Source organism: Corynebacterium maris DSM 45190, from assembly GCF_000442645.1.
Taxonomy (GTDB): Bacteria; Actinomycetota; Actinomycetes; order Mycobacteriales; family Mycobacteriaceae; genus Corynebacterium; species Corynebacterium maris.
Genome location: NC_021915.1, coordinates 1 through 22,565, shown reverse-complemented (window position 1 = coordinate 22,565; position 22,565 = coordinate 1). Strand labels below are relative to the sequence as shown.

The 22,565-nt window shown below is 65.9% G+C and carries 22 protein-coding genes and 2 tRNA genes; 8 read left to right on the top strand and 16 right to left on the bottom strand.

From position 1 onward, the window contains the following. Window positions 1-486: 486 nt before the first annotated feature. Together B841_RS00120 and B841_RS00115 are read right to left on the bottom strand one after the other, a co-directional pair. Window positions 487-1,170, bottom strand: coding sequence for a rhomboid family intramembrane serine protease (locus B841_RS00120; protein WP_020933440.1), 684 nt, complete (start codon window positions 1,168-1,170; stop codon window positions 487-489). Between the two features lie 100 nt (window positions 1,171-1,270). Beyond that, the gene (locus tag B841_RS00115; RefSeq protein WP_020933439.1) at window positions 1,271-1,792 is read right to left on the bottom strand and encodes a peptidylprolyl isomerase; all 522 of its coding nucleotides are present in this window, start codon (window positions 1,790-1,792) and stop codon (window positions 1,271-1,273) included. Between the two features lie 210 nt (window positions 1,793-2,002). Between B841_RS00115 and B841_RS13200 the strand changes: the two genes are divergently transcribed. Then, the gene (locus tag B841_RS13200) at window positions 2,003-3,004 is read left to right on the top strand and encodes a hypothetical protein (RefSeq protein WP_020933438.1); all 1,002 of its coding nucleotides are present in this window, start codon (window positions 2,003-2,005) and stop codon (window positions 3,002-3,004) included. Window positions 3,005-3,160: 156 nt separating this feature from the next. Continuing rightward, entirely contained in the window at window positions 3,161-3,991 is an 831-nt protein-coding gene (locus B841_RS00105; protein ID WP_020933437.1) for a shikimate dehydrogenase, read from the top strand. On the opposite strand, the gene B841_RS00100 is transcribed toward B841_RS00105, so the two are convergent. Further along, entirely contained in the window at window positions 3,988-4,758 is a 771-nt protein-coding gene (locus B841_RS00100; protein WP_041631660.1) for an ABC transporter ATP-binding protein, read from the bottom strand. The two genes, B841_RS00105 and B841_RS00100, sit on opposite strands and share 4 nt — an antisense overlap. A gap of 119 nt (window positions 4,759-4,877) precedes the next feature. Here B841_RS00100 and panB point away from each other — a divergent pair, with 119 nt between their 5' ends. After that, window positions 4,878-5,702 (top strand): 3-methyl-2-oxobutanoate hydroxymethyltransferase, encoded by an 825-nt coding sequence (gene panB, locus B841_RS00095; RefSeq protein WP_020933435.1) that lies wholly within the window; start codon window positions 4,878-4,880, stop codon window positions 5,700-5,702. Continuing rightward, window positions 5,702-6,577 (top strand): pantoate--beta-alanine ligase, encoded by an 876-nt coding sequence (gene panC / locus B841_RS00090; RefSeq protein ID WP_020933434.1) that lies wholly within the window; start codon window positions 5,702-5,704, stop codon window positions 6,575-6,577. Before panB ends, panC begins: the two co-directional genes overlap by 1 nt. Here panC and B841_RS00085 read toward each other — a convergent pair. Next, a complete protein-coding gene (locus tag B841_RS00085) occupies window positions 6,555-7,403 on the bottom strand; it encodes a hypothetical protein (RefSeq protein WP_020933433.1) in 849 nt (282 codons plus the stop codon). The genes panC and B841_RS00085 overlap by 23 nt on opposite strands. A 134-nt stretch (window positions 7,404-7,537) precedes the next feature. Here B841_RS00085 and B841_RS00080 point away from each other — a divergent pair, with 134 nt between their 5' ends. After that, complete coding sequence (locus tag B841_RS00080) at window positions 7,538-7,843, top strand: CHY zinc finger protein (protein WP_041631926.1); 306 nt, start codon at window positions 7,538-7,540, stop codon at window positions 7,841-7,843. A 19-nt stretch (window positions 7,844-7,862) separates the two neighbouring features. Here B841_RS00080 and B841_RS00075 read toward each other — a convergent pair whose 3' ends face one another. The 6 genes from B841_RS00075 to gyrA form a co-directional block, all read right to left on the bottom strand. Beyond that, window positions 7,863-8,081, bottom strand: coding sequence for a hypothetical protein (locus B841_RS00075; protein ID WP_020933431.1), 219 nt, complete (start codon window positions 8,079-8,081; stop codon window positions 7,863-7,865). A 27-nt stretch (window positions 8,082-8,108) separates the two neighbouring features. Further along, window positions 8,109-8,960 (bottom strand): SGNH/GDSL hydrolase family protein, encoded by an 852-nt coding sequence (locus B841_RS00070; protein ID WP_020933430.1) that lies wholly within the window; start codon window positions 8,958-8,960, stop codon window positions 8,109-8,111. 170 nt (window positions 8,961-9,130) lie between these two features. Then, a tRNA-Ala gene (locus tag B841_RS00065) sits at window positions 9,131-9,203 on the bottom strand. 7 nt (window positions 9,204-9,210) lie between these two features. After that, window positions 9,211-9,287, bottom strand: a tRNA-Ile gene (locus tag B841_RS00060). 134 nt (window positions 9,288-9,421) lie between these two features. Continuing rightward, the gene (locus B841_RS00055; RefSeq protein WP_020933429.1) at window positions 9,422-9,769 is read right to left on the bottom strand and encodes a DUF3566 domain-containing protein; all 348 of its coding nucleotides are present in this window, start codon (window positions 9,767-9,769) and stop codon (window positions 9,422-9,424) included. Window positions 9,770-9,772: 3 nt separating this feature from the next. Continuing rightward, a complete protein-coding gene (gyrA, locus tag B841_RS00050; protein ID WP_020933428.1) occupies window positions 9,773-12,364 on the bottom strand; it encodes a DNA gyrase subunit A in 2,592 nt (863 codons plus the stop codon). A 132-nt stretch (window positions 12,365-12,496) separates the two neighbouring features. Between gyrA and B841_RS00045 the strand changes: the two genes are divergently transcribed. The 3 genes from B841_RS00045 to B841_RS00035 all read left to right on the top strand — a co-directional run bounded on the left by B841_RS00045 (window position 12,497) and on the right by B841_RS00035 (window position 13,640). Beyond that, complete coding sequence (locus B841_RS00045) at window positions 12,497-12,709, top strand: hypothetical protein (protein ID WP_041631659.1); 213 nt, start codon at window positions 12,497-12,499, stop codon at window positions 12,707-12,709. After that, window positions 12,706-12,975, top strand: coding sequence for a hypothetical protein (locus B841_RS00040; RefSeq protein WP_020933426.1), 270 nt, complete (start codon window positions 12,706-12,708; stop codon window positions 12,973-12,975). Before B841_RS00045 ends, B841_RS00040 begins: the two co-directional genes overlap by 4 nt. A gap of 224 nt (window positions 12,976-13,199) precedes the next feature. Further along, window positions 13,200-13,640 (top strand): DUF6918 family protein, encoded by a 441-nt coding sequence (locus tag B841_RS00035; protein WP_020933425.1) that lies wholly within the window; start codon window positions 13,200-13,202, stop codon window positions 13,638-13,640. A 5-nt stretch (window positions 13,641-13,645) separates the two neighbouring features. Here the strand turns inward: B841_RS00035 and B841_RS00030 are convergent, their stop codons facing one another. The 6 genes from B841_RS00030 to dnaA all read right to left on the bottom strand — a co-directional run bounded on the left by B841_RS00030 (window position 13,646) and on the right by dnaA (window position 22,565). Then, window positions 13,646-14,848: a hypothetical protein gene (locus B841_RS00030; RefSeq protein WP_156844640.1), complete on the bottom strand. Its 1,203-nt coding sequence runs from the start codon at window positions 14,846-14,848 to the stop codon at window positions 13,646-13,648. A gap of 63 nt (window positions 14,849-14,911) precedes the next feature. Then, window positions 14,912-16,978 (bottom strand): DNA topoisomerase (ATP-hydrolyzing) subunit B, encoded by a 2,067-nt coding sequence (gene gyrB / locus B841_RS00025; RefSeq protein ID WP_020933423.1) that lies wholly within the window; start codon window positions 16,976-16,978, stop codon window positions 14,912-14,914. Window positions 16,979-17,126: 148 nt separating this feature from the next. Continuing rightward, a complete protein-coding gene (locus B841_RS00020; RefSeq protein ID WP_020933422.1) occupies window positions 17,127-17,822 on the bottom strand; it encodes a DciA family protein in 696 nt (231 codons plus the stop codon). Then, entirely contained in the window at window positions 17,782-19,038 is a 1,257-nt protein-coding gene (gene recF, locus B841_RS00015; RefSeq protein ID WP_020933421.1) for a DNA replication/repair protein RecF, read from the bottom strand. The genes B841_RS00020 and recF overlap by 41 nt, the downstream gene beginning before the upstream one ends. A gap of 29 nt (window positions 19,039-19,067) precedes the next feature. Then, window positions 19,068-20,258 carry a DNA polymerase III subunit beta gene (dnaN, locus tag B841_RS00010; RefSeq protein ID WP_020933420.1) on the bottom strand — a complete coding sequence of 397 codons (1,191 nt, stop codon included), beginning with the start codon at window positions 20,256-20,258 and terminating at the stop codon, window positions 19,068-19,070. Between the two features lie 666 nt (window positions 20,259-20,924). After that, complete coding sequence (gene dnaA / locus B841_RS00005; RefSeq protein WP_020933419.1) at window positions 20,925-22,565, bottom strand: chromosomal replication initiator protein DnaA; 1,641 nt, start codon at window positions 22,563-22,565, stop codon at window positions 20,925-20,927.

Sequence of the window (22,565 nt, the reverse complement as noted above, 5' to 3'; positions counted from 1 at the left end):
TGTGAGGGCCGTTGTCATTTTCCTAGTCGCGCGTGGGGTCAGGGAGGGCATCACCCCGCCAGGCACAACTGTGCCCCTTCGACTGTCCGGGTGCAGCTGCGCACCGCAACGACAGTGCGGGAGCGTACACACCCTGTGAACATCATACCAACAAAAAGTTATCCACAGGCTGTGGAGTAATCTGTGGAATTCTCTCGATTTTACTTATCCACCGCCATTTCCACAGCCTGTGGAATCTTTCCTTTCACCTTTCCCGCACTCGTTTCTCCTGCAGAAACACCCCGGAAAACAGCCGGTAACACACCCCTTTCACAAACCCGATCGCACAGGGGTTCGTAAATTACAAGAGTGTGGTTATCCACAATGTGGATAGACAGTGTGGATGATTATGGGCGAATGACGGGGTGTGGAAAACATTTCATCCGCCAGCAAAAAGTCCCCGGCGGTTGTGGATACCGCTGGGGACTACTCTGTGGATAACGACGGTCAGCTGATGGGCAGGTCCGTCACAGTAAAGGTGGCCACATAGAGCAGCACCGCACCCACCGACAGCGCGAGCACGGCCAGCGCCGCGATCCATCGCCTCTGCGGTCGCGGGGAGGTCACCCACCACGCCATCACCGCACCGGCGAGCAATCCGCCGACGTGACCCCAGAAACTCACCCCGGTGCCCAGCACCGTGTACCCGATGTTTACTGCGATGAGCACGATCGGCGCCCGCAGGTCACCGCCGGTGCGTGCCATGTAGGCCACCAGCACCGCCATCAGCGCATAGACCGCGCCAGAGGCCCCGGCCGTCGGTGAGATCGGGTCCATCCATAACACCGCGGCCGAGGCGCCGATCCCGCCCGCGAAGTAGGCGGTGGTGAACACCCCGGTGCCCAGCGAGCGTTCCATGCCCCACCCCAGGTAGCCGAGGAAGATCATGTTCAACACCACGTGGACCACATCCAGGTGCAGGAACATGGCGCCGACGGCGCGTAACGGGCCGAGGGGTTCGGTGGCGACCAGCGGGCCCCACAGGATCCAGGATCCGGCCAGTGGGCTGCCCAGGACGGAATTGGTGGCCGACCCCGATTGAAAGACGGTCACCGCCCAGACCAGCAGACACGCCAGCATCAGCGTCGCGGTGGCGGGAGAGGTACGGAAGAAAGTGCGCAGGAAGGTCACGGTGAGAGGCTCTTTGACGTCGAGGAGGGGCGAGCAACGAAAAACCGCGCCCCCGGATCGTGATCCGTGGACGCGGGAACGCAGCCTGTAAAAGGAAGGCCTACTTGATCTCGATGGACTCGATGACGATCGGCTCGGTCGGGCGGTCCATGCGGTCGGTTTCAGTGGTGCCGATCTCGTCGACGACCTTCTTCGAGGCCTCGTCGGTGACCTCACCGAAGATGGTGTGCGCGTTGTTCAGGTGCGGGGTCGGCGCCACGGTGATGAAGAACTGGGAGCCGTTGGTGCCCGGGCCGGCGTTGGCCATGGCCAGCAGGTACGGGCGGTCGAAGCGCAGCTCCGGGTGGAACTCGTCGGCGAACTGGTAGCCCGGGCCGCCGCGGCCGGTGCCGGTCGGGTCGCCGCCCTGGATCATGAAACGGTCGATGACGCGGTGGAAGACGGCGCCGTCGTAGAACGGGCCGGTCTTTTCACCCTTGGCGTTCTCGGTCTTGTACTCCTTCTCGCCGGTGGCCAGGCCGACGAAGTTCTCGACCGTGACCGGCGCGTGGTTGCCGTACAGGTCGACGACGATGTCGCCGCGGTTGGTGTGCAGAGTTGCGGTAGCAGTCTTAGTGGTCATGCGGTCAAGTGTAGTGAAGGCGCCCCGCGACGGTGGCCGCCCACGAAGAATGTTCGCCGAGGGCAGACAAAGGGCGACGAGGGAGGAAAATTCCGCCACCGACCGGCCCGACGAGACTAGCCTTAGGGTTAAGACCACCCATCAACGGTCCCGCCGCGCTCTTCCGGCCGGTGGCCGGCCTGATGAACTGTAAGGACTGAGGTGCATAACATGGCATTCCCCGCCAATACCGCTCTGCTCAAGCAGAGCTTTCAGATGATGAATTCTCTGCGCGAAAAGCTCAAGGACCGCAGCGACGAGCGCAACGACTCCGATTACGAGGAGCTGCGCCAATCCGCCCTGAACGTGCAGGACCTGCGCGAGCGAGTGCGCTCCCTCGACGCGGAGGGTCGCCGGGCGCTGTTGGCCGCCGGCCCCGTCGCTCAGAGCGCCCGCCTGCGGGTGGCCAACGCCCGCGAGGACCTCGACGGCAACTTCTCCGACTGGATGCTGCGGGCCTCCAAGGCCGCGGACGAAAGCTCCACCAAAATGGGCAAGGCCGTGAAGAAGTTCCGCCGCAACCCGAAGAAGACCTCCAAGCGAGTGGCCAAGCGCGCGGAGAAGGCCGCACAGAAGGTCACCGACAAGATGACCGGTAAGGCCGCCCGTCGCGCCGAACGCCGGAAGAAGCTGCGCACCGGCGGTATCGTCGCCGGCGTGATCGCGCTGCTGGCCGCCGGCGGTGGCGTGGTGTACTACGTGATCACCAATCGCCGCCAGTCCCCGGTCCTGGACACTCCTCCGCGCGTGGAGGAGCATTCCGGAAAGCGCCAGTCCGAACTCGTTTACTCGACCACCACTGAGGAAGCCATGACTGAGGACGCCACTGCCCGCACCCCCAAACCCGTCGACAACGTCCCCGTGGATCACACCCCCGTCGACGACGCCTCCGCCGACACGCCCGTGGACGAGGCCGCCGACCGCTCCAAGATCACCTACCCCACCGCCGACGCCCCCGAGACGGGCGACCAGACCAGCACCGACGTCCCCTCCGCTGAGCAGCACTCCGCCGCGGAGGAGGCCGTCAAGAAGGCCTCCGGTGAGCGCGTCGGCGACGGCAACGTCTACGACCACGCGGGCGAGTCCGCCGCTCAGCCAGCGGACGCCGACGCGGACGCAGAAGAAAAGGAAGACACCCGCGAGGAGATGGAAAAGCACAAGAAGAACATGTAGTTCCTCCCCTCCCGCCTACCTGTGACACCACTGCCCCACAGGTAGGTGTTTCCTGTGCGCTCTCCCTTTCGTCGAGCGGTGTCCGGACGCCGGCCCTATGGTGAGGGATCACGGTCGCGGCGTGCGACCCGTGTTGTCGTGTAAGGAAATACCTAGATGAAAACCATGTTGCTCGGGATGGTCGGCACTGACCTGTCCTGGGCCCGCACCCCCGCCATGCACGAGGCGGAAGGCTTGGCCCACGGCGTGCCGACGGTGTGCCGCAGGCTGGATGCGCTGCTGGTGAACAAGTCGCTGCCGGAGATCGTCGACGCGATCCGCGCGCTGGGTTTCGACGGTTTGATCATCACGCACCCCTTCAAAACGGAGGTGGTCGGCCTGCTCGACGCCATCAGCCCCTCCGCGGCCGCCGTCGGCGCCGCCAACACCGTGGTCGTCTCCCCCGACGGTCTGCTGACCGGGCATAACACGGAGGTCACCGGGTTCACCCAGGCACTGCGCACCGGGCTCGCCGGCGCACCGATGAACACCGTGGTGCAGATCGGGGCGGGCGGCGCCGGCAGCGCCACCGCACACGCGCTGCTCAACCAGGGGGTCAGCCGCATCGTGCTCTACGACATCAACGAGGCGCGCGTCGCGTCGTTGGCGGCGTCCATCAACGCCGTCGCCGGCCGCGAGGTCGTGGTCCCCGGCACGCCTGCGGACATCCCCGCCGCCGACGGCGTCGTCGACGCCACCCCGATGGGCATGCCCGTCCATCCCGGCACCGCCTTCGACCCCGCCGTGCTGCGTCCCGACCAGTGGATCGCGGACGTGGTGTACCTGCCCTATGAAACGGAACTCGTCGTTCGGGCCCGCGAAATCGGCTGCCGCATCCTCGACGGCGGTCACATGGCGCTGTACCAGTCCGTCGACGCGTTCCGGCTGTTCACCGGCCTAGAGGCCGACGTCGAGCGGATGCGCAGCACTTTCCATTCCTTCGACTAACCCGTGGCACGGGCGACCCACCGTCCGTCGTCGCGCGTGACCGTCAACGGGTAATCAAAGCAGGCGCTGACGTTCGCGCTGGTGAGCACCTCGTCGGCGGGGCCCGCGGCCAGCACCCGGCCACCGGCGATCAGCAGCGCGTGCGTCGTGGTCTTCGGCAGTTCCTCCAAGTGGTGGGTGACGGTCACGGTGGTCATGGGCAGGGCGTCCATGCTGGTCAGGAACTGTTCACGGGCGGCCACGTCCAGGCCGGTGGTGGGTTCGTCGAACAGCACCAGCTCTGGATCGGCGATCAACGCCCGCGCGATCAGCGCCCGGCCCCGTTCGCCCTGCGACATCGTGGGCCACCGCAAGGTGCCGTCGAGTCCGAACTCGATGAGCAGCTCATCCGCCCGCGCGGACTCCGCGGGGCTGGGCTCCCACCGGGTCATGCGCTCGGTCGTTCCCGTCAGCCCGGCCAGCACCACGTCGCGGGCCGTCATCGACGAGCGGACCGGGTGCCGCGGATTGACGTGTCCGATGCGTTCGCGCAGGCGGCGGATCTCCACCGCCCCCATCGTCTCCCCGAGGATGCGCACTGTGCCGGACGTGGGGAAATTCACCGCCCCGGCCAGCGACAACAGCGTGGACTTGCCCGCCCCGTTGGGGCCGAGCATGGCCCAATGTTCGCCGTCGTCGACGCGCCAGGCGACGTCGTCGAGAAGTGTTTTTCCCTGGCGCACCACATGCACGCCGTCCAATGCGATCGCGGGTTCAGCTGCAGACATGCTCTCAGGGTAGCGGGGCGACGGTTTCCCCGGAGACGACATGCGGGTGTTCCCTGCCTTCCATAAGCCTTCATTAAAGTGGCCCCAGGCCATGATGCGCGAGCCTATACTGAGCTTTCGTGAATGGAATTGACGCTGCCCGGGTCCGCACCCGGCATTTTGCCCAGGCCAAAGCGGAAGGCCGCAGAATCTCCGCACTGACCAGCTACGACGCCCTGACGGCGACCATCTTCGACGAAGCCGGCATCGACCTGCTGCTCGTCGGCGATTCGGCGGCGAACGTCGTCTACGGCCGCGAGACGACCTTGTCGATGACCGTCGACGAGATGGCGGTCATGGCCACGGCCGTCGCCGCCGCCGCGCAGCGCGCCTTGGTGTGCGTGGATCTTCCCTTCGGCAGTTACGAGGTCTCCGAGGAGCAGGCGGTGGCCACCGCCGTGCGCTTCATGCAGGAGACCGGGGTGGCGGCCGTGAAGCTCGAGGGCGGCGTCGAGCGCGCCGGCGCGATCCGCCGCATCGTCGATGCCGGGGTGCCGGTCATCGGCCACATCGGTTTCACCCCGCAATCGGAGCACGCCCTCGGCGGCGCGGTCATCCAGGGCCGCGGCGCGGGCCGGGAGAAGCTGCGCGCCGACGCCCTCGCCGTGCAGGAGGCGGGCGCTTTCGCCGTGGTCCTGGAGATGGTGCCCGCCGAGATCGCCGCGGAGATCACCGCTGAACTCGACGTCGTCACCATCGGCATCGGAGCAGGTGACGGCACCGACGGTCAGATTTTGGTGTGGCAGGACGCCTTCGGTCTCAACCGCGGCCGCACGGCCCGCTTCGTGCGTCAATACGCGGACCTGGGCGAGCAGCTGCTCGACGCCGCCAAAAACTACGCCGCCGACGTCGCCGACGGGTCCTTCCCCGATGAAGCCGAGTCCTACGAGGACACGGCGCGGTAATGGTCGCCGTCACCCGTACCGCCGCCGAACTGCGTGCGGCCCTGGCCGAGTTCCCCGGCGCCTCCCGCGGCCTGGTGCCCACGATGGGCGCCCTGCACTCCGGCCACGGTTCCTTGGTCGAGCTCGCCCGCGCCCACAACGACGTCGTGGTGGTCAGCGTCTTCGTCAACCCCCTGCAGTTCGAGGATCTCGGCGACTGCGAGGACTACCGCGAGTATCCCCGGGACCTGGAAGAAGACGTGGAGTTTCTGCGCGGCCTGGGCGCGGACGTCGTCTTCGCCCCTGCCGTGGCGGAGATGTACCCGGACGGCGCCCCACAGATCTGGGTGCGCACCGGGTCGATGGGCCAGCGCCTGGAGGGCGCGAGCCGCCCGGGCCATTTCGACGGGGTGGCCACGGTCGTCGCGAAACTCTTCCAGCTGACCCGTCCCGACCGCGCGTACTTCGGTCAGAAGGACGCGCAACAGGTCGCGGTGATCGAGCGGATGGTCGCCGACCTGGACTTTGACGTGGAGGTCGTGCCCGCCCCGATCGTCCGCGCCCCGGACGGGCTCGCTGAGTCCAGCCGCAACCAGCGCCTCAGCCCGGAGGACCGCCGACGTGCGCTGGCGTTGTCGCGGGCGCTGTTTACCCTGCGGGACCGGGTCGCCGACGGCGCGGACCCCGACGTCGCCGGGGTCCGTGCCGAACTCGCCGCGGCCGAGGGCGTCACGCTGGACTACCTCGAAGTCGTCGACCCGGGCACGCTCGCTCCGCTTGCCGACGACAGCCTCACCCGGCCGCTGCAGCGGCCGGCACTGGCGCTCGTCGCCGCCCAGGTCGGGCCGGTGCGACTGATCGACAACCTCCGGCTCACTCCGCGAACTCGGCGGTGACCGGCTCCGTCACGCCACGCAACACGTCCTCCACCTGTTGGGCGGCCTCGAAGACGTGCGTCCACGAGAAGCCCTCCGGTAGGGCGATGCCTGCGAGGTAGTTGCGGAACCAGTGGCTCTTGTACAGCCGCGGCGGCACCCACAGCCGCTCCAGCACCAGGTAGGAGACGGCCTCGGCTTCCACGTGGACGACGGGCCGGTCCCCCAGCGTCAGCGTCGCCACCTGGCGGGCGATCTCCGGGAAGATGTCCCGTCCCCCGTTGGGATTCAGCCGGATCACGAACCAGGCGTCGAACTCCGTCATCTCTGGGTGCGGCTGCTCGCCGGAGGAGGGCACCGTGCCGGGGGTCAACCAGCTGAGCATGTCTTCACGAGAATCATCCCACGTCAAGGCCACGCCGATCTTCCAGAGGTTGCCCAGCATGGTGATGCGCCGCTTCGGTATGCGCAGGAAACCGTCGTAGCGGTCCACCGCCGTGGTCTCGGTGATCAGTTCCCGCTGCGCCTCGCGCACGCCCTCCTCATAGGGCATCAGCCGCAGGTGAGAATGCTCCGGCCGGTTGACCTGCGTGGCGAGGTAATAGACGCGGTCACCGACCTCCACCGGCGTGGCGCCGGGGTCGGGTTCGTACCCGTAGCCGGTCCACTCTTCCTTGGAGCGCAGCTGCAAGCCGGACACCAGCTTGGCGACGGCGTCGAAGTTCTCGTAGCGGTTAAGCTGCACGGGCTCCGCCAGTTGGGTGGCCGCAGAGACCGCCTCCGCGACGGTGAATTGTGGCATCGCACGCACCACCTCCGCGATGAACTGTTCCAGTTGAAAAGCCACTGGATCTCCTTCCGTGAGGGGCTCGGGCAGCGTTACCGCTGCACGGGGGTTCCCTCCATACTAGGAAGAAAAGTCCACGGCGGGGAGTTTTTATGCGTCATGGGTCACATTTTGACACTGGCATGATGAAAGTCATGAAAATTAGAGGCCGGAACATCGACGAACACGGTCGGTGCGCGCACTACCGCAGCGAGCGCGACGTAGTGGCCAACCGTTGCGCCACGTGCCGGGAGTACTGGGCCTGCCACGCCTGCCACCGCGCGCTCGCCGACCACCCCTTCGGGCGCATGGCCGTGGATGACCCGACGTCCGCGATGTGCGGGGTCTGCGGGCACACAATGGGCTATGACACCTACTCTCGGGCCACGGCCTGCCCATCGTGCGGGCACCCCTTCAACCCGGGCTGCGCTGCCCACGCGCCGCTCTACTTCGAGGTATAGAGCGGCTGTAATTGCCCCGCTAGTTGTACGGCGCCCACCGCACGTACAACACATTGCCGGGCACCAGATCCAAGGTCGTGTCCTCTAGGCCGTCAAAAAGCTTGCTCCCAGACAGCGCACCCTCGAAGTTGGCCTTCCAAGCATCGTAATCGGTGGCGCTGATCGGCTGCCCGGGGAGCTCGGCGCCACCCAGAAGCACAAAAGTGGGCTGTATCTGCGGATCATTCAGTCTGCTCATGCCCCTGATCTTAGGCCCCGCGAACCGCTACAGCTCCGCCAGCACGGTGTCCGCCATGGCCTTCTGCCCGGCCGACGTCGGGTGCATCGGGTAAGCGTCGGTCGCAAATCCGAAGAAATCCACCCACCGCTCCGCCGGTTCCGCGCACCCGGTGTGGTTCTCTACGCCCGCCGGCAGTACGGCAGTGCCGCCGTGTCGCTCGGCGGCGTCGCGGACCTGCTGATTGAGTTCGTCGGTCAGGGAGATGATCCACTCCCGGTCGGCGGGGCTGATGGCGGCGACCTCGACGCATTCGTCGCCCGGAGCCAGCAGGGGCATATATCCGGTCGCGATGACCCGGGCGTCGGGAGCACGGTCGTCGATCGCCTCATAGACGCGATCCAACTGGGCCGGAAGCTCCGCGAATTGTGCGTCAGTCGACTCCTGCAGGAGTGTGCCGCAGTCGGAGGTCTGGTTCGATTCGATCGCCTCGACGAAACAGCCGACGATGAGTCCGAAACCGATGTCGTTCCCACCGATGGACAGCGTGACCACGTCGGTGTCGTCGGTGAGCGCGTCGATCTGGGCGGGAATGTCTTCCGTCTCCGTGGCCCACGGCTCCAAGACGTCGTCGGTGACGGCGCCGCCGCAACTGACGTCTTGTCCTTCCACCTGAGCATCTTGCAGGACATGCGAGGGGTAGTTGTCGGCGGAACGCTGGCAGACTTCTGGGCCCGTGATCGGGGACTCCCTGCTGCCGAGCGCCGCGTAGGAGTCACCGAGGGCGAGATACGTCTGCACGGGGTCGGGTTCCGGGGTCGGCGCTGCGGCGTCCTCGGCTGGATCCAGCTCGGCGGTGCATGCCGTCAGCGCGAGGCCGGCGAGAAGAGCGGTGGTCACGGTGGCTATTCTGCGTCGAAGTCGAGTCACGGGGTCCACTGTAATGAATTTCCGACCGGCGGAAACGCCTCCACATCATCCCACGACCCGTGCGTAGCTTATGCGTAGTGCAACGAGAACAGGGCCGGTCCGCATTTCTGCGAACCGGCCCTGACCTGCCACTTTAGTTGTGGAGCATAGGAGAATCGAACTCCTGACCTTCTGCTTGCAAAGCAGATGCTCTACCAATTGAGCTAATGCCCCGCGTTCCTGGTGGGCCTAGCAAGAATCGAACTTGCGACCTCATCGTTATCAGCGATGCGCTCTAACCGACTGAGCTATAGGCCCTGGGAACGATTATTCATATTACAGAGCACCCCCTGAAACCACCAAATCGCCCGGTCACAGTGGCTTTCACTGGGTCCGGGCGATGTGTTTGGCGGGCTAGGCCGAGGGGCTCTCAGAGGGCTGTCCGAGAGGAGCTATTCGCGCTCTTCCTCCAGGTCGACGCTGAAGCCGCCGAGCAGGTCCACGATGGCGTTGTAGACGACCGCCGCGAGTGGCGCGAGGATGGCCATGAGGATGGCGAAGACCGCCCCCAGCAGGGCCGCCGCGATCATGACGACGCCGAAGGTGACGGCGTTTTCGCCGCCGACGTCGCCGATGAGCGAGTTCAGCGACTCCCAAATCCCCGCCGCCGACATGCCGGCGTAGAGCACGGCGACGGCGATGAGCCAGGCGACGAACCCGACCAGCGCCATGGCCAACCCCACTCGGAAGGCGGACAGCGGGGCAATACGGTTCACGGCATAGGTACGGCGTGCAGCCATCAGCTACTCCTTATCGTCGGCGTCATCGGCGGAGCCCGAGTCTCCGTCAGACTTTACGCCAGCGGAACCCACGCCCGCCTCTTCGACGGACTTTTCTCCCTTGGCCACAGCCTGTGCCTCATCCTCGCCCTCGTCCTCGACGTTGACATCGACGACGGTGAGCTCGACGTCGTCGGCAAGGTCGACCAGCCGCACGCCCATGGTGGCACGCGAGGTCGGGCGGATCTGGTTGACCTCGGTGCGGACGACGCCGCCGACGGACGTCAGGCAGAAGAGCTGGTCGTCTTCGTCGACGGTGACGGCGGAGACGAGCTTGCCGCGCTTCGGGGTGTACTTGAAGGTCATCACGCCCATGCCGCCGCGACCCTGGGTGGTGTACTCCTCGATGGGGGTGCGCTTGCCGTAGCCGCCGGAGGTGGCCACCAGCAAGTACTGGCCGTCGTGGACGACGGTCATCGCCAGCAGCTGGTCCTCCTCCCGGAAACGCATGCCCTTGACGCCGGCGGTGGCGCGGCCCATGGGGCGCAGCTGCTCGTCGTCGGCGGTGAAGCGGATGGCCTGGCCCCGCTCGGAGACCAGCAGCAGATCCTCGTTGTCGTTGACCAGCGCGGCGCCGATGAGGCTGTCGCCCTCATTGAGGTTGATGGCGATCAGGCCGGCGTGGCGGGCGGACTCGTAGTCCTTGAGGCGGGACTTCTTGACCCGGCCGTCCTTGGTGGCCAGCACCAGGTAGGGGGCGTCCTCGTAGGAGCTGATCTGGATGACCTGCGCGATGCGCTCCTCCGGCTGCAGCTCCAGCAGGTTGGCCACGTGCTGGCCGCGGGCGGTGCGGGAAGCCTCGGGCAGCTCGTAGGCCTTGAGTCGGTAGACGCGGCCGAAGTTGGTGAAGAACAGGATCCAGTCGTGCGTGGAGCAGATGAAGAAATTCTTGACCACGTCGTCGACCTTGAGCTCGGCGCCGCGCACGCCCTTGCCGCCGCGCTTCTGCGACTTGTAGGCGTCGACCTTGGTGCGCTTGGCGTAACCGGTGGAGGTGATGGTGACCACGACGTTTTCGCGCGCGATGAGGTCTTCGGCGGAGACGTCGCCGGTGTCGGCGACGATGCGGGTCAGACGCTCGTCGCCGAACTTATCGACGATCTCGGCCAGCTCGTCGCGCACGATGGCACGCTGGCGCTCGGTGGAGGCCAGGATGTCCTTGAGGTCGGCGATCGTCTTCTCCAGCTCGGCGAGCTCGTCGACGATCTTCTGGCGCTCCAGCGCGGCCAGGCGGCGCAGCTGCATCGCGAGGATGGCGTCGGCCTGGACCTCGTCGACGTCGAGCAGCTCCATCAGGCCGCTGCGGGCCTCGTCGACCGTCGGCGAGCGGCGGATCAGGGCGATGACCTCGTCCAGCAGATCCAGCGCCTTGACCAGGCCGCGCAGGATGTGGGCGCGCTTTTCGGCCTCGTCGAGACGGAACTGGGTGCGGCGGACGATGACGTCGACCTGGTGGCGGACGTAGAACGTCAGCATCTGGTCCAGGCGCAGGGTGCGCGGCACGCCGTCGACGATGGAGAGCATGTTGGCCGAGAAGTTCGCCTCGAGCTGCGAGTGCTTGTACAGGTTGTTGAGCACCACACGCGCCACGGCGTCGCGCTTCAGGGTGATCACGATGCGCATGCCGACGCGGTCGGAGGACTCGTCCTCGATCTTGGAGATGCCCGCCAGCTTGCCGTTGGTCACCTGGTCGGCGATGTTGGCGATGAAGTTGTCCGGGTTGACGCTGTACGGCAGCTCGGTGATGACGATGCAGGTGCGGTTGCCGATCTCCTCGATCTCCGACTCGCCGCGCATACGGATGGAGCCGCGGCCGGTGGTGTAGGCGTCCTTGATGCCCTGGGTGCCGACGATCATGGCCTTCGTCGGAAAGTCCGGGCCCTTGACGAACTTCATGCACGCCTCGAGGCGGTCCTCTTCGTTGGACTCCGGGTTGTCCAGGATCCAGAAGATCGCCTCTGCCAGCTCAGTGAGGTTGTGCGGCGGGATGTTGGTGGCCATGCCCACGGCGATGCCGGAGGAGCCGTTCATCAGCAGGTTCGGCACGCGCGAGGGAAGCACGTCCGGCTCACTGGTCTTGCCGTCGTAGTTCGGGGAGAACTGGACGGCGTCCTCGCGGATGTCGCGGACCATCTCCATGGCGATCGGGGTGAGCTTGCACTCCGTGTAACGCATGGCGGCCGGGCCGTCGTTGCCGCGGGAGCCGAAGTTGCCCTGCCCGTCGATCAGCGGGTAGCGCATCACCCAGGGCTGGGCCAGGCGCACCAGGGTGTCGTAGATGGCGGTGTCGCCGTGCGGGTGGAACTGGCCCATCGTGTCAGAGACCGGGCGGGCGGACTTCACGTAGGAACGCTCCGGGCGATAGCCGGAGTCGTACATGGCGTAAATGATGCGGCGGTGAACCGGCTTCATGCCGTCGCGCACCTCAGGCAGCGCGCGGCCGACGATCACGCTCATGGCGTAATCGATGTAGCTGGTCGTCATCTCCTCATTGATGTCGATGGGCAGGATCTGGTCGTGGCTGACGATGCCAGATCCGGGAGTGTCGTCGCTCATGGCTTCCTTCGCTTACGGGATGTGAATAACAAAGCTTCATTCTACCCGGCTTTTCCGCTAAAACATCGATTCTGGGTCGTTTTAGGCGGTTTTATCCTGACATTTGGTATCAGAGTGGTATCAATAGTCCTTATGGCAATGACTCTGCGGCTCACCGAAGAACAAGATCGCGCGCTGGCGCTGCTCGCCAGCGCGCAAGGCTCCAGCAAGCACGAGGCGGCGGTGCGGGCGATCGTCACCGCGGCCGCGAGGATGCTTGACGACGCCCGCGTCACCGCCCTGGCCCGCGACGTCGTCGCGCAGCACTCGGCGCTCGAATCCCGCATCCGGCAGGCGCGGGGATGACCCGGCCGCTCACCCCCGAGCAACTGCTGCTGATCGCCGATGAATTCTGCGCCGTGCACCGGGTGCGCGTGCGCAGCTTCGCTGCCTTGGCCGCCGCGGCCGCCATCCCGGGGGCGCGGTTGCACGGCGTCGCCGTCTTCGACTCCCCCGCCGCCGCCGGCCGGGCGCTGGAAGAGACGGTGGTGAAGCTCGCCCCGTTGAATGACAAGAACGAGGCTTTCGCGCGGGTCTGCGGCGAGGTGTACCGCCGTTTCGCCGACGAATGACTGGCCCCGCAGGCCACACTCTGTTACTTTTGAGGCTGCTGTGATTGCAGTTGTCCAAGTGACTGTGGCGGAAGAATCACAGCTTTCAGCGATCGTCGTCGTTGACCGCATCGTCCCATTCCAGGGCCCTCGGTGCGCCCAACAATGACGATCGCTTTTCTCGTGCCCACCCCTCTCCGATTACTCTGAGGACGTCCTCGCCCACCGTCTTCCGAAAGGCCGACATGTCCGATCTCTCCCAGCTGCTGACCGACGACAAACGCCCCGCCGTCGTCGATGACCTCGCCAGCCACGCAGAACAGGTGATTTCCGAGCAGTCCGGCATCACCGGCATGGCGGTCAAGGGCGGCGCGGCCGCCGCCAAGAAGTTCGACTCCGACATCTTCACCAAGGCCGTCAACCGCGTCCTGCCGGACGTGCTCGGCGAATTCCAGCCCTACTGGCAAGATTTCCAGGACTCCGACTCCGACGACTTCGGCGCCTTCGTGTCGGTGCGCTCCGCAGAGGTTGCAAATTCCTTGCTCGGCGTCGCCGACAAACACGCCAGCAAGGTGGACAACTCCGCGCTGGCCAAGATCTACGACTCGGTGCGCGGCCGCGCCACCAAAATCATCGAGCCGGCCGTCCCGGGCCTGGCCAACGCCCTGCAGCGCCACATGGCCTAATCACCTCAACGGCGCCGGATCGCCACCACTGCGATGATCAGCGCCAACAACACCGCGCCGCCGGCCACCCACAACAAGGGATTCGCCGCCGCCTGCCGCCAGGCGGGCTCCTCGAAGCCCGCGGCGTAGTACATCTCCTTGTCCACGGGCTCGACGTCGGCCTGCGCCGCTTCCGCGGCCGCCGCATCAAAGACCGGCCCCGGTGCCGCGGCCTCCCCGCGCGGCTGCACCGCCACGCGGTAATCCACCGACCCCGACGTCACCCCCGTGTACGTCACCGCCAGGTAGACGTGCTCACCCAAAAAGCCGGTGGTCCGCGATTTATTTTTCGCCGCCAGATTTTTGTAATGCGCCGGCGAGCGCTGCCCGAACGTAGCCTCACCGGCGTGATCGTCGGCGATCTCCCGCTCCCCGACCACGGTCAGCTGCTCTTCGGCGGCGTTGAACATCTTGAAAGACAGCGTCCCGTCGCCGGCGGCGGGCTCGAGGATCTCGGCAGTGGCGTCGATGGCCTGCAACCAGCCGAGCGGCACCCGGAACATCTGCGTTTGACCGGCTTCGATGCGCTGCTGCGTGGTGCCGGTCAACTCGCCGGCGTCCCCGAACCATTCCCCCGGGGCGGACTCGGACACCGGCCCCGCCGCCACGGCGTCCAGGTCGTCCGCGTAGCGCAGCGGCGGGCGGTCGACGTCGGCCAGCGCCCCGCCGTCGACGACCTCGGGGATCAACGACACGGACAGCCCCACGGGAAAATTCCCGCCGGTCGGCGCGAGCCGCAGAAGGGTGTCGTGCCCGTAGGAGCGGTGGGCGGCGTTCATCGGCTCAGAAATCACAAAACCCGAGCGCAGGCCCGCCCCGGAGTCCTCGTTGGCGGTCGGCAGGGCGTCGTAGTCGGAGAGATAACCGCGGGCGTCAATGAGTTCGCCGGCGACCTCCGCCGAGTCCGGGGCCCGGTTCGGGTCCACGGTGTACGCCACGTGCAGGCGTTGGCCGACCGGGATGTCGACGTCGAAGTAGAGCCAGTCCTGCCCGGCCACCTCGAGGGTGTAGCGCTCCGGTTCGCCGGCGGTACCGACGATCAGCTCTGGGGCAGAGGCGACCGAGTCGCCGCCCGAGATCCGCTCCTGCGCTGCGGCGGCGGGGAGAAAAGGAGCCGCCGCAGCCAGCAGGCCGGTGGCAACGACGACGGACACTGCCCTGGCTTTCATGGGATCAAGGATACCGCGCCGCCCGTTCATGGACGGGCGGCGCGGAAAACCAGGGTCGGCGGCCTAGACGTCCAAGAAGCGGACGTCCTTGGCCTTGCGGGTGATGAAGGAACGGCGGGCCGCGACGTCGTCGCCCATGAGGATGGAGAACAGCTCGTCGGCGCGCTGCGCGTCGTGCAGCTCCACCTGGCGCAGGATGCGCGTCTCCGGGTTCAGGGTGGTCTCCCACAGCTCGCTCGGGTTCATCTCGCCGAGGCCCTTGTAGCGCTGGATGCCGTCGTCGGTGTTGATCTTGCGGCCCGCAGCCTGACCGTCCGCGAGCAGCTCATCGCGCTCCCGATCCGAGTAGGCGTAGCCGGGCTCGCCCTTCGACCACTTCAGCTTGTACAGCGGCGGGTTCGCGAGGTAGACGTGGCCTTCCTCGATGAGCTGCGGCATGAAGCGGAACACCAGGGTCAGCAGCAGCGTCGCGATGTGCTGGCCGTCGACGTCGGCGTCGGCCATGAGGACGAACTTGTGATACCGCAGCTTGGCGATGTCGAATTCCTCGTGGATGCCGGTGCCCAGGGCCGTGATGATGGCTTGGACCTCGGCGTTCTTGAGGATCTTGTCCATGCGGGCCTTCTCCACGTTCAGGATCTTGCCGCGGATCGGCAAGATGGCCTGGTACATGGAGTCGCGCCCCTGCTTCGCGGAGCCGCCGGCGGAGTCGCCCTCCACGATGAACAGCTCGGAGCGCTCCGGGTCCTTGGTGCGGCAGTCGGCGAGCTTGCCGGGCAGCCCGCCCATGTCGGTGGCGGACTTGCGTCGCACCAGGTCGCGCGCCTTACGTGCGGCGATGCGCGCCTGCGAGGAGGCCACGGCCTTGTTGACCACGGCCTTCGCCTCCGCCGGGTTGGCGTCGAACCAGAAGTTCAGGTGCTCGTTGACGGCGCGCTGCACGAAGGAGCGGACCTCGGTGTTGCCCAGCTTGGTCTTGGTCTGGCCCTCGAACTGCGGCTCGGCCACGCGCACGGAGATGATCGCGGCCAGCCCCTCGCGGCAGTCGTCGCCGGTGAGGTTGGGGTCCTTTTCTTTGAGCAGCTTGTTGTCGCGCGCGTAGCGGTTCATCAGCGTGGTCAGCGACGCCCGGAACCCCTCCTCGTGGGTGCCGCCCTCGTGGGTGTTGATCGTGTTGGCGAAGCTGTGCACCGACTCCTTGAAGCCGGCGTTCCACTGCATCGCGATCTCGATCTCGTGGCCGTCGCCCTTGGCGTCCAGGGCGATGATCGACGGGTGGATCGCCGTCTTGTTCTTGTTCAGGTGCTCGACGTAGTCGATCAGACCGTTCGGGTAGTGGTAGGTGACCGTGCGGTCGCGCTTCTTGGTCGGCTTCTCCGCCTGCGCCTCGGAGTCCTCGCTCGGGGCCTCGATGGCGGCGTCGTCGAAGCTGTCGCCCTCCACCGGCAGGGCGGTGTCGCCGCCTTCGGCCAGTGCCTCCAGCTCGAGTTCCTTCTCCGAGACCTTGCGCTGGTCCTTGAGCACGATGGTCAGGCCCTTGTTCAGGAAAGCCATCTCCTGCAGGCGCTTGGAAATGGTGTCCCAGTCGAAGTCGACCGTCTCGAAGATCTCCTCGTCCGGCCAGAACTTGATCGAGGTGCCGGAACCGCGGGCGTTTTCGCCCTCGATCAGGTCTTCCGGCAGCGAATTGTTGAAATTCTGGTACCAGTGCTTGCCGCTGCGCTTGATGTGCGCCTCGACGCGCGTGGACAGGGCGTTGACCACGGAGATGCCCACGCCGTGCAGGCCGCCGGAGACGGCATAAGAATCGGAGTCGAACTTGCCGCCGGCGTGCAGCTGGGTCATGACGACCTGGATGGTCGGCGCTCCCGTCGAGTGCATCTCCACGGGGATGCCTCGGCCGTTGTCGACGACCTCGACGCCGCCGTCCTCCAGCAGCGTCACCTCCACCTTGTCGGCGTGGCCGGCCATCGCCTCATCGACGGAGTTGTCGACGACCTCCCACACCAGGTGGTGCAGGCCGCGGGGGCCGGTGGAACCGATGTACATGCCGGGGCGCTTGCGGACGGCCTCGAGACCCTCAAGGATCGTGATAGATGAAGCGTCATATTGGGGTTCAGTGGTAGCCACGTGAAACGAGCACTCCCTTTTTGCGGAGAAATGGATTCTAGACCGTTTCAGTCTACACCCTAGGGTTGACCTACCATAAGGGCCACTCCGGGCGCTGCAGGCGCATTCTCGCGCCGATGGCGGCATTTCCCCAGGTCGCGAAAATCGCTTATCCGTAGGTGTCGCGCGGCCCGCGCCCCTTGACGTGCAGGGGGCCTTTCCGCCAACTTTTCGTCTGCGGACCGTAGATGCGCAAAGCGACGATCACGTCCGGGCCCACCTTCGCGGCGATCTGCTGCAAAATGGTGCGCTGCATGTACTTCAGGTTCGTCGCCCAGGCGGTGGAGTCGCAGGTGATGAACACCTTTTTGTCCTTGATCATCTCGATGGTGGTGTGCTGCGCGATCTTTTCGCCCACCAGCTCCGCCCAGTGATTGGTCACCCACCCGGCCGCCAGGTCGTGCTCCCAGCCGCGGTCCTCGATCTCCTTGCCCAGCACCGCGCCCAGCCGCGGCACCGAATAACTGCGCCGCATCCGGCGCCCGTCCGGACCGCTCGGCCGACCCAGGCTCCCCGCCCGCCAATAACCTCGGGTGCCCAGCACCGCCCGCCGGTCCGCGCCCGCCAGGTCGGCGAACTGCGTAAATCCGGGGATGACGGGACCCGCGGCCTCTTCCCCGCTGGTGGAGGCGTCGCGGGCGGCCAACGGCTTGGCGACGGAGCGGCGCGGGCGCACCGACCGGCCCTGCGCCGCCAGATCCGGCACGCGCCCGCCCCGGCGGCGCGCGACCTCCCGCATGTTCTCGAAAGCGGCGTCGACCGCGTCAGTCTCGGGCTCCTTCTGTTCCTGTGATTCTGGCGTCATGTCCCTGCTCCACCTCCTCCGGCGTCATCATCCGCGACGTCCGTTCATCGCCGTCTCCGGTAATTCCCACGTCGAAACGCGCGGTGACCCGGCCGGCCAGGTTCTCCGGCAGGTCGTCGTCGACGGCCGCGGTGATCAACACCTGCTCGGCGTCCTGCGCCACCTTCACCAGCTGTTCCCGGCGGCGGGCGTCGAGTTCGGCGAAGACGTCGTCCAGGATGAGCACCGGCTCGCTGCCTTCGTCGGCGAGCAAGAAGAACTCCGCCAGCCGCAGCGACAGCGCGAAAGACCAGCTCTCACCGTGGCTGGCGAAGCCCTTGGCGGGTTGGTTGCCGAGGCGTAACTCCAGGTCGTCCCGGTGCGGGCCTGCCAAGGTGCGGCCGGCTTCCACCTCCCGGGGGCGCAACCGCGCCAGCTCTGTGAGCAGCACGGACTCAAAGACGGCCGGGTCGCGGGTGGAGGCGGCCTCATCGCCGAGGACGGTGCGCAGCGCCTCGGCGAGCGTCGTGTCGTAGTGCACCGACGCCGGGCGCGACTCCGGGGCGATCCGCGCATAGGCCCCCGCGATGCGGCCGGCCAGAGCATCCAGCAGATCCAGCCGGGCGGCGACGAGCATTCCGCCTTGGGCCGCAAGTTGACCGTCCCAGACGTCCAGGGTGGCCAGAGCGCTGGCCCCGTCGGCGTCGTCGTACCCGCGCCGCAGGGCCCCACCGGCACTTTTGAGCAGGGCGTTGCGTTGTTTGAGGATGCGGTCGTAGTCCGCACGAACCCCGGCCAACCGAGGGGTCCGGGTCGCCACCAAATCGTCCAGGTAGCGGCGCCGCTGGGCGGGCTCCCCGCGCACCAGCGCCAGATCCTCCGGCGCAAACAACACGCTGCGCAGCACGCCGAGCATCTCCCGCGGAGTCTTCAACTTGGTGCGGTTGATCTGCGCCTGATTCGCGGCGTGCGGTTTGATCAGCAGGTGCGTCGTCAGCTCCCTGCCCTGGTTGACCGTGGTGGCGGACACCCGGGCGTTTTTCGCCCCGGTGCGCACCAAGGGCGCGTCATGGCTGACGCGGTGCGAGGACAGGTGGGCGGAATAGCCGACGGCTTCGACGATGTTCGTCTTCCCGAAGCCGTTGCGTCCCACGAACAGGGTGACGCCCGGATTCAGGTCCAGCGACAATTCCGGCCAGGAACGGAAGTCCCGCAGCTCAAGCCGTCGAAGATACATCTACGCCCACCTTCCTGTGCGCGCGGAGGCTACCCCGGCAAGCGCACCGGCATGAGCAGGTAAGTGAAGTGGGTGTCCGGGGTCGGGAACACACCGTCGTCGTCTGCCTCCGGCATCTCCTCCGGTTCGGGGATCAGGATCGCCGGGCGCGAAGGCTCGGTGAAGCCGAAGACCACGCGCTCGGTGTTGACCACGGCCAACCCGTCCTTCAGGTAGCCGGGGTTGAAGGCGATGGTCAACGAGTCGCGGCCGGTGAACGAGCACGGCAAGGACTCTTCCGCGTGGCCGGAGTCGTTGGTGCCGCCGGCGGAGAGGATGACCTGACCGTCGGAGAACTCCATGCGGATCTGCGCGTTGCGGTCGGTGACCAGGCTGACGCGGCGAATCGCCTCCTGCAGCGGAGCGATGTCGATGGACGCCATTGAGGTGTGCGTCTTCGGCAGCAGCGGCTGGATGTTCGGGAATTCGGCGTCGAGCATGCGCGTCGTCGTTTCCCGGTTGGCGGCGTGCATGCCGAACAGCCCGTCGCTGCCAATCTGGTCGTCGGAGCCCACCGCGATCTGGATCGGCTCATTCAGACCGCTGTCCAGGGTGCGGGCGTTGTCCAGCAGAGATTTCGCCGGCACCAGGAGCTTGGCCTCGACGGAAGGCGTGGCCGGATCCCATTCGAAGGAACGCAGCGCCAGACGGAACCGGTCGGTGGCGGCCAGGTGCACTTCCGAGCCCTGGATGTCGATGTGGACGCCGGTGAGCATCGGCAGCGTGTCATCCTTGCCGGCCGCGGCGGCGACCTGAGTGACGGCCTCCGCGAACAACGCCGGATCCGCGGTGCCGGTGACCTCGGGGAGTTCCGGCAGCTGCGGGTAGTCGTCCAGCGGGATCAGCGGCAGCTCGAAACGCGAGGAACTACAGGAAAGCAGCACCTTCGTGCCCTCGACCTGCAGGTCGACCGGCTTGTTCGGCAGGGTGTTGACGATCTCCGCGATGAGACGCCCGGCGACGGCGATGGTGCCCGGCTCGGAGATCTCGGCGGGGATGCGCACCTTGGTGGAAATTTCGTAGTCGAAGCCCGCGAGCTCGAGGCCCGTGTCCGTGGCCGTGATCAGCATGGCGCGTAGAACCGGCTGGGTGGCCTTAGTGGGCAAACTCCGTGCCACCCAGGCAACGGCATTGGCCAGGTCGTCCCTAGCTACGCGGAACGACACTGCTTGTGAGTCCATGCTTTTCCTCGGCTCCTCGCATCAATCGCAAAAATGTGTAATTCCATTGTCCCCGACAGTTCCGCGCACGCAGAACTCGGGACAGTGCCCCAGTCGGGGAAACGGGTGATCGTACAAAACTAGCTTAGGCCCCTCGGAGATACGAAGGGACGCTCGGATTCGAGCGTAGGCCATCACCGTGGACCTTAGGAAAAGGTCTAATTGGTCTAGTTTCGCCCAATCCCATATGTCGGGACGGTTTTTCGGGGGTGCCCGGCGAAACTCTCCACACATCCCTTTTCTCTTAAACGAATTACAAGTAAGGGACTGGTAACAACAATAGGCTCTGTGCAATCTGTGGATAAGTGGTCATCGATTGTGGCTGGACCAGAAAAGCATCGTGTGGGCGGGCCTGTGGATCGACTGTGGATGAATCGCGGATCTTGTGGATAACTTTCTACGCCCCTTATTCTTCCACACCAGAGCGGCTTTTATCCACTTTCTTTGCACATCTTTCCGGGGGTTCTCCACAGGGTGCCGGATTTCTCGCCACCAGAGGAAGGTGACCAACTTCATTGAATTACAGCGTTGTAATTACACTGTTGTGGATAACTTGTGGGCCGGATAAACGAAAATCGGCCTTTCCTGGGTGGCAGGAAAGGCCGATTGCAACGACGTGAGTCGCAGCTAAAAACGATTGGCGCTCTTGATCTGCTGAGTCAACGCCTGGATCTCGTCGTAGGTGTCCCGCTTTTCCGTCATTTCCTTACGGATTTTGCGGTCGGCGTACATGACCGTGGTGTGGTCTTTGCCTCCGAATTCCTGGCCGATCTTCGGCAACGACAGGTCAGTCAGCTCCCGGCAGAGATACATCGCCAACTGACGCGCGTGCGCGACGGCGCGGGTCTTGCCGGCGCCGGTGAGCACATCCAGGCTGATGTCGAAGTACTCCGCGGTCTTTTCCTTGATCAACGCGGCGGTGATCTCGACGTCGTCGGCGTCGGGGAGGATGTCGCGCAGCGCCACTTCTGCGATTTCCATGGTGATCGGCTCGTCGATCAACGAGGAATAGGCGGACACGCGGATCAGCGCGCCCTCGAGCTCACGGATGGAGGATTCGAACCGGGAGGCGATGAGTTCGAGGACCTGCCGGTCGACGTGGGTGTCGTCGGCGGAGGCCTTCTTCTCTAAAATCGCGATGCGGGTTTCCAGGTCCGGCGGCTGGACGTCGGTGATCAGACCGCCTTCGAAGCGGGTGCGCAGCCGGTCCTCCAGGGTGGTCAGCTGCTTCGGCGGACGATCGGAGGACAGGATGATCTGCTTGTTGGCCTGGTGCAACGCGTTGAAAGTGTGGAAAAATTCTTCCTGGGTGCCTTCCTTGCCCTCCAGGAACTGGATGTCATCGACCATGAGGATGTCCAGGTTGCGGTAGCGCCGCTTGAATGATTCCTGCCGGTCGTCGCGCACCGAGTTGATGTAGTCGTTGGTGAACTCTTCGCTCGAGACGTACTTGATGCGCAGGCCCGGCTGCAGCACCTCGGCGTAGTTGCCGGCGGCGTGCAGTAAGTGGGTCTTGCCCAGGCCGGAACCGCCCCAGATGAACAACGGGTTGTAGGCGCGGGCGGGGTTTTCGGCGACGGCGAAGGCCGCGCTGTTGGCGAAACGGTTCGACGAGCCGATCACGAAGTTCTCGAAGGTGTACTTCGGGTTGAGGGAATTTTCCTGATCCGTCGACTTTACCGGCGTCTCGCGCGGGATCCGTTGCTGGTTCATCCGTGCCGCCGGAGCCTCTGTTCGGTCGGCGTACTGAGCGGCGAGATCGTCGAGCCCCATCGGCGGGGTGGACGGCTGTCCGTCGAACTGGGCGGGGGCATGGCTTTCGCGCCAATGCTGGAGGTTGAGCTGCTCTTGGTGGGGAGCGGGGGGCTGGACCTCCACCTGTTTGGGGCGGTGAGGACGGGGCGGGATGTCCTCCGGCGAGAGTTTGGGCGTCTGCGGCTGGGCGGGGGTGGGCGGTTGAGCCGGCGGCGCCTGCTGTTCCCGCGGTTCGACGGTCACGGCCAAGACGCAGGGGCGACCCGCCCGCCGGGTCAGGGCCTCGGTGATGACTTCCCCGAGCTCATCCTCGATGACCTGCTTGACGTCCGGGTAGGGGGTGGACAGGACGGTGTACCCGTCGACCATGACGACGGGTTTGGCCAGCTGGAGAAAAGCCCGTTGAGTGTGGCTGAAAGTCGGGACGTCGGAGTCCGGGCGGTCGGAGTCGCGCAGCAATCCGTCCACTACTTCCCGCCAGGCAATCTCCAATTCAGAAGCCTGTTCTGTCAT

Coding starts and splice junctions, on each gene's coding strand:
- B841_RS00115 (WP_020933439.1), bottom strand. CDS start 1,792: ATGACCACTAAGACTGCTACCGCAACTCTGCACACCAACCGCGGCGAC.
- B841_RS13200 (WP_020933438.1), top strand. CDS start 2,003: ATGGCATTCCCCGCCAATACCGCTCTGCTCAAGCAGAGCTTTCAGATG.
- B841_RS00105 (WP_020933437.1), top strand. CDS start 3,161: ATGAAAACCATGTTGCTCGGGATGGTCGGCACTGACCTGTCCTGGGCC.
- B841_RS00100 (WP_041631660.1), bottom strand. CDS start 4,758: ATGTCTGCAGCTGAACCCGCGATCGCATTGGACGGCGTGCATGTGGTG.
- panC (WP_020933434.1), top strand. CDS start 5,702: ATGGTCGCCGTCACCCGTACCGCCGCCGAACTGCGTGCGGCCCTGGCC.
- B841_RS00080 (WP_041631926.1), top strand. CDS start 7,538: ATGAAAATTAGAGGCCGGAACATCGACGAACACGGTCGGTGCGCGCAC.
- B841_RS00075 (WP_020933431.1), bottom strand. CDS start 8,081: ATGAGCAGACTGAATGATCCGCAGATACAGCCCACTTTTGTGCTTCTG.
- B841_RS00055 (WP_020933429.1), bottom strand. CDS start 9,769: ATGGCTGCACGCCGTACCTATGCCGTGAACCGTATTGCCCCGCTGTCC.
- gyrA (WP_020933428.1), bottom strand. CDS start 12,364: ATGAGCGACGACACTCCCGGATCTGGCATCGTCAGCCACGACCAGATC.
- B841_RS00045 (WP_041631659.1), top strand. CDS start 12,497: ATGGCAATGACTCTGCGGCTCACCGAAGAACAAGATCGCGCGCTGGCG.
- B841_RS00040 (WP_020933426.1), top strand. CDS start 12,706: ATGACCCGGCCGCTCACCCCCGAGCAACTGCTGCTGATCGCCGATGAA.
- B841_RS00035 (WP_020933425.1), top strand. CDS start 13,200: ATGTCCGATCTCTCCCAGCTGCTGACCGACGACAAACGCCCCGCCGTC.
- B841_RS00030 (WP_156844640.1), bottom strand. CDS start 14,848: ATGAAAGCCAGGGCAGTGTCCGTCGTCGTTGCCACCGGCCTGCTGGCT.
- B841_RS00020 (WP_020933422.1), bottom strand. CDS start 17,822: ATGACGCCAGAATCACAGGAACAGAAGGAGCCCGAGACTGACGCGGTC.
- recF (WP_020933421.1), bottom strand. CDS start 19,038: ATGTATCTTCGACGGCTTGAGCTGCGGGACTTCCGTTCCTGGCCGGAA.
- dnaN (WP_020933420.1), bottom strand. CDS start 20,258: ATGGACTCACAAGCAGTGTCGTTCCGCGTAGCTAGGGACGACCTGGCC.
- dnaA (WP_020933419.1), bottom strand. CDS start 22,565: ATGACAGAACAGGCTTCTGAATTGGAGATTGCCTGGCGGGAAGTAGTG.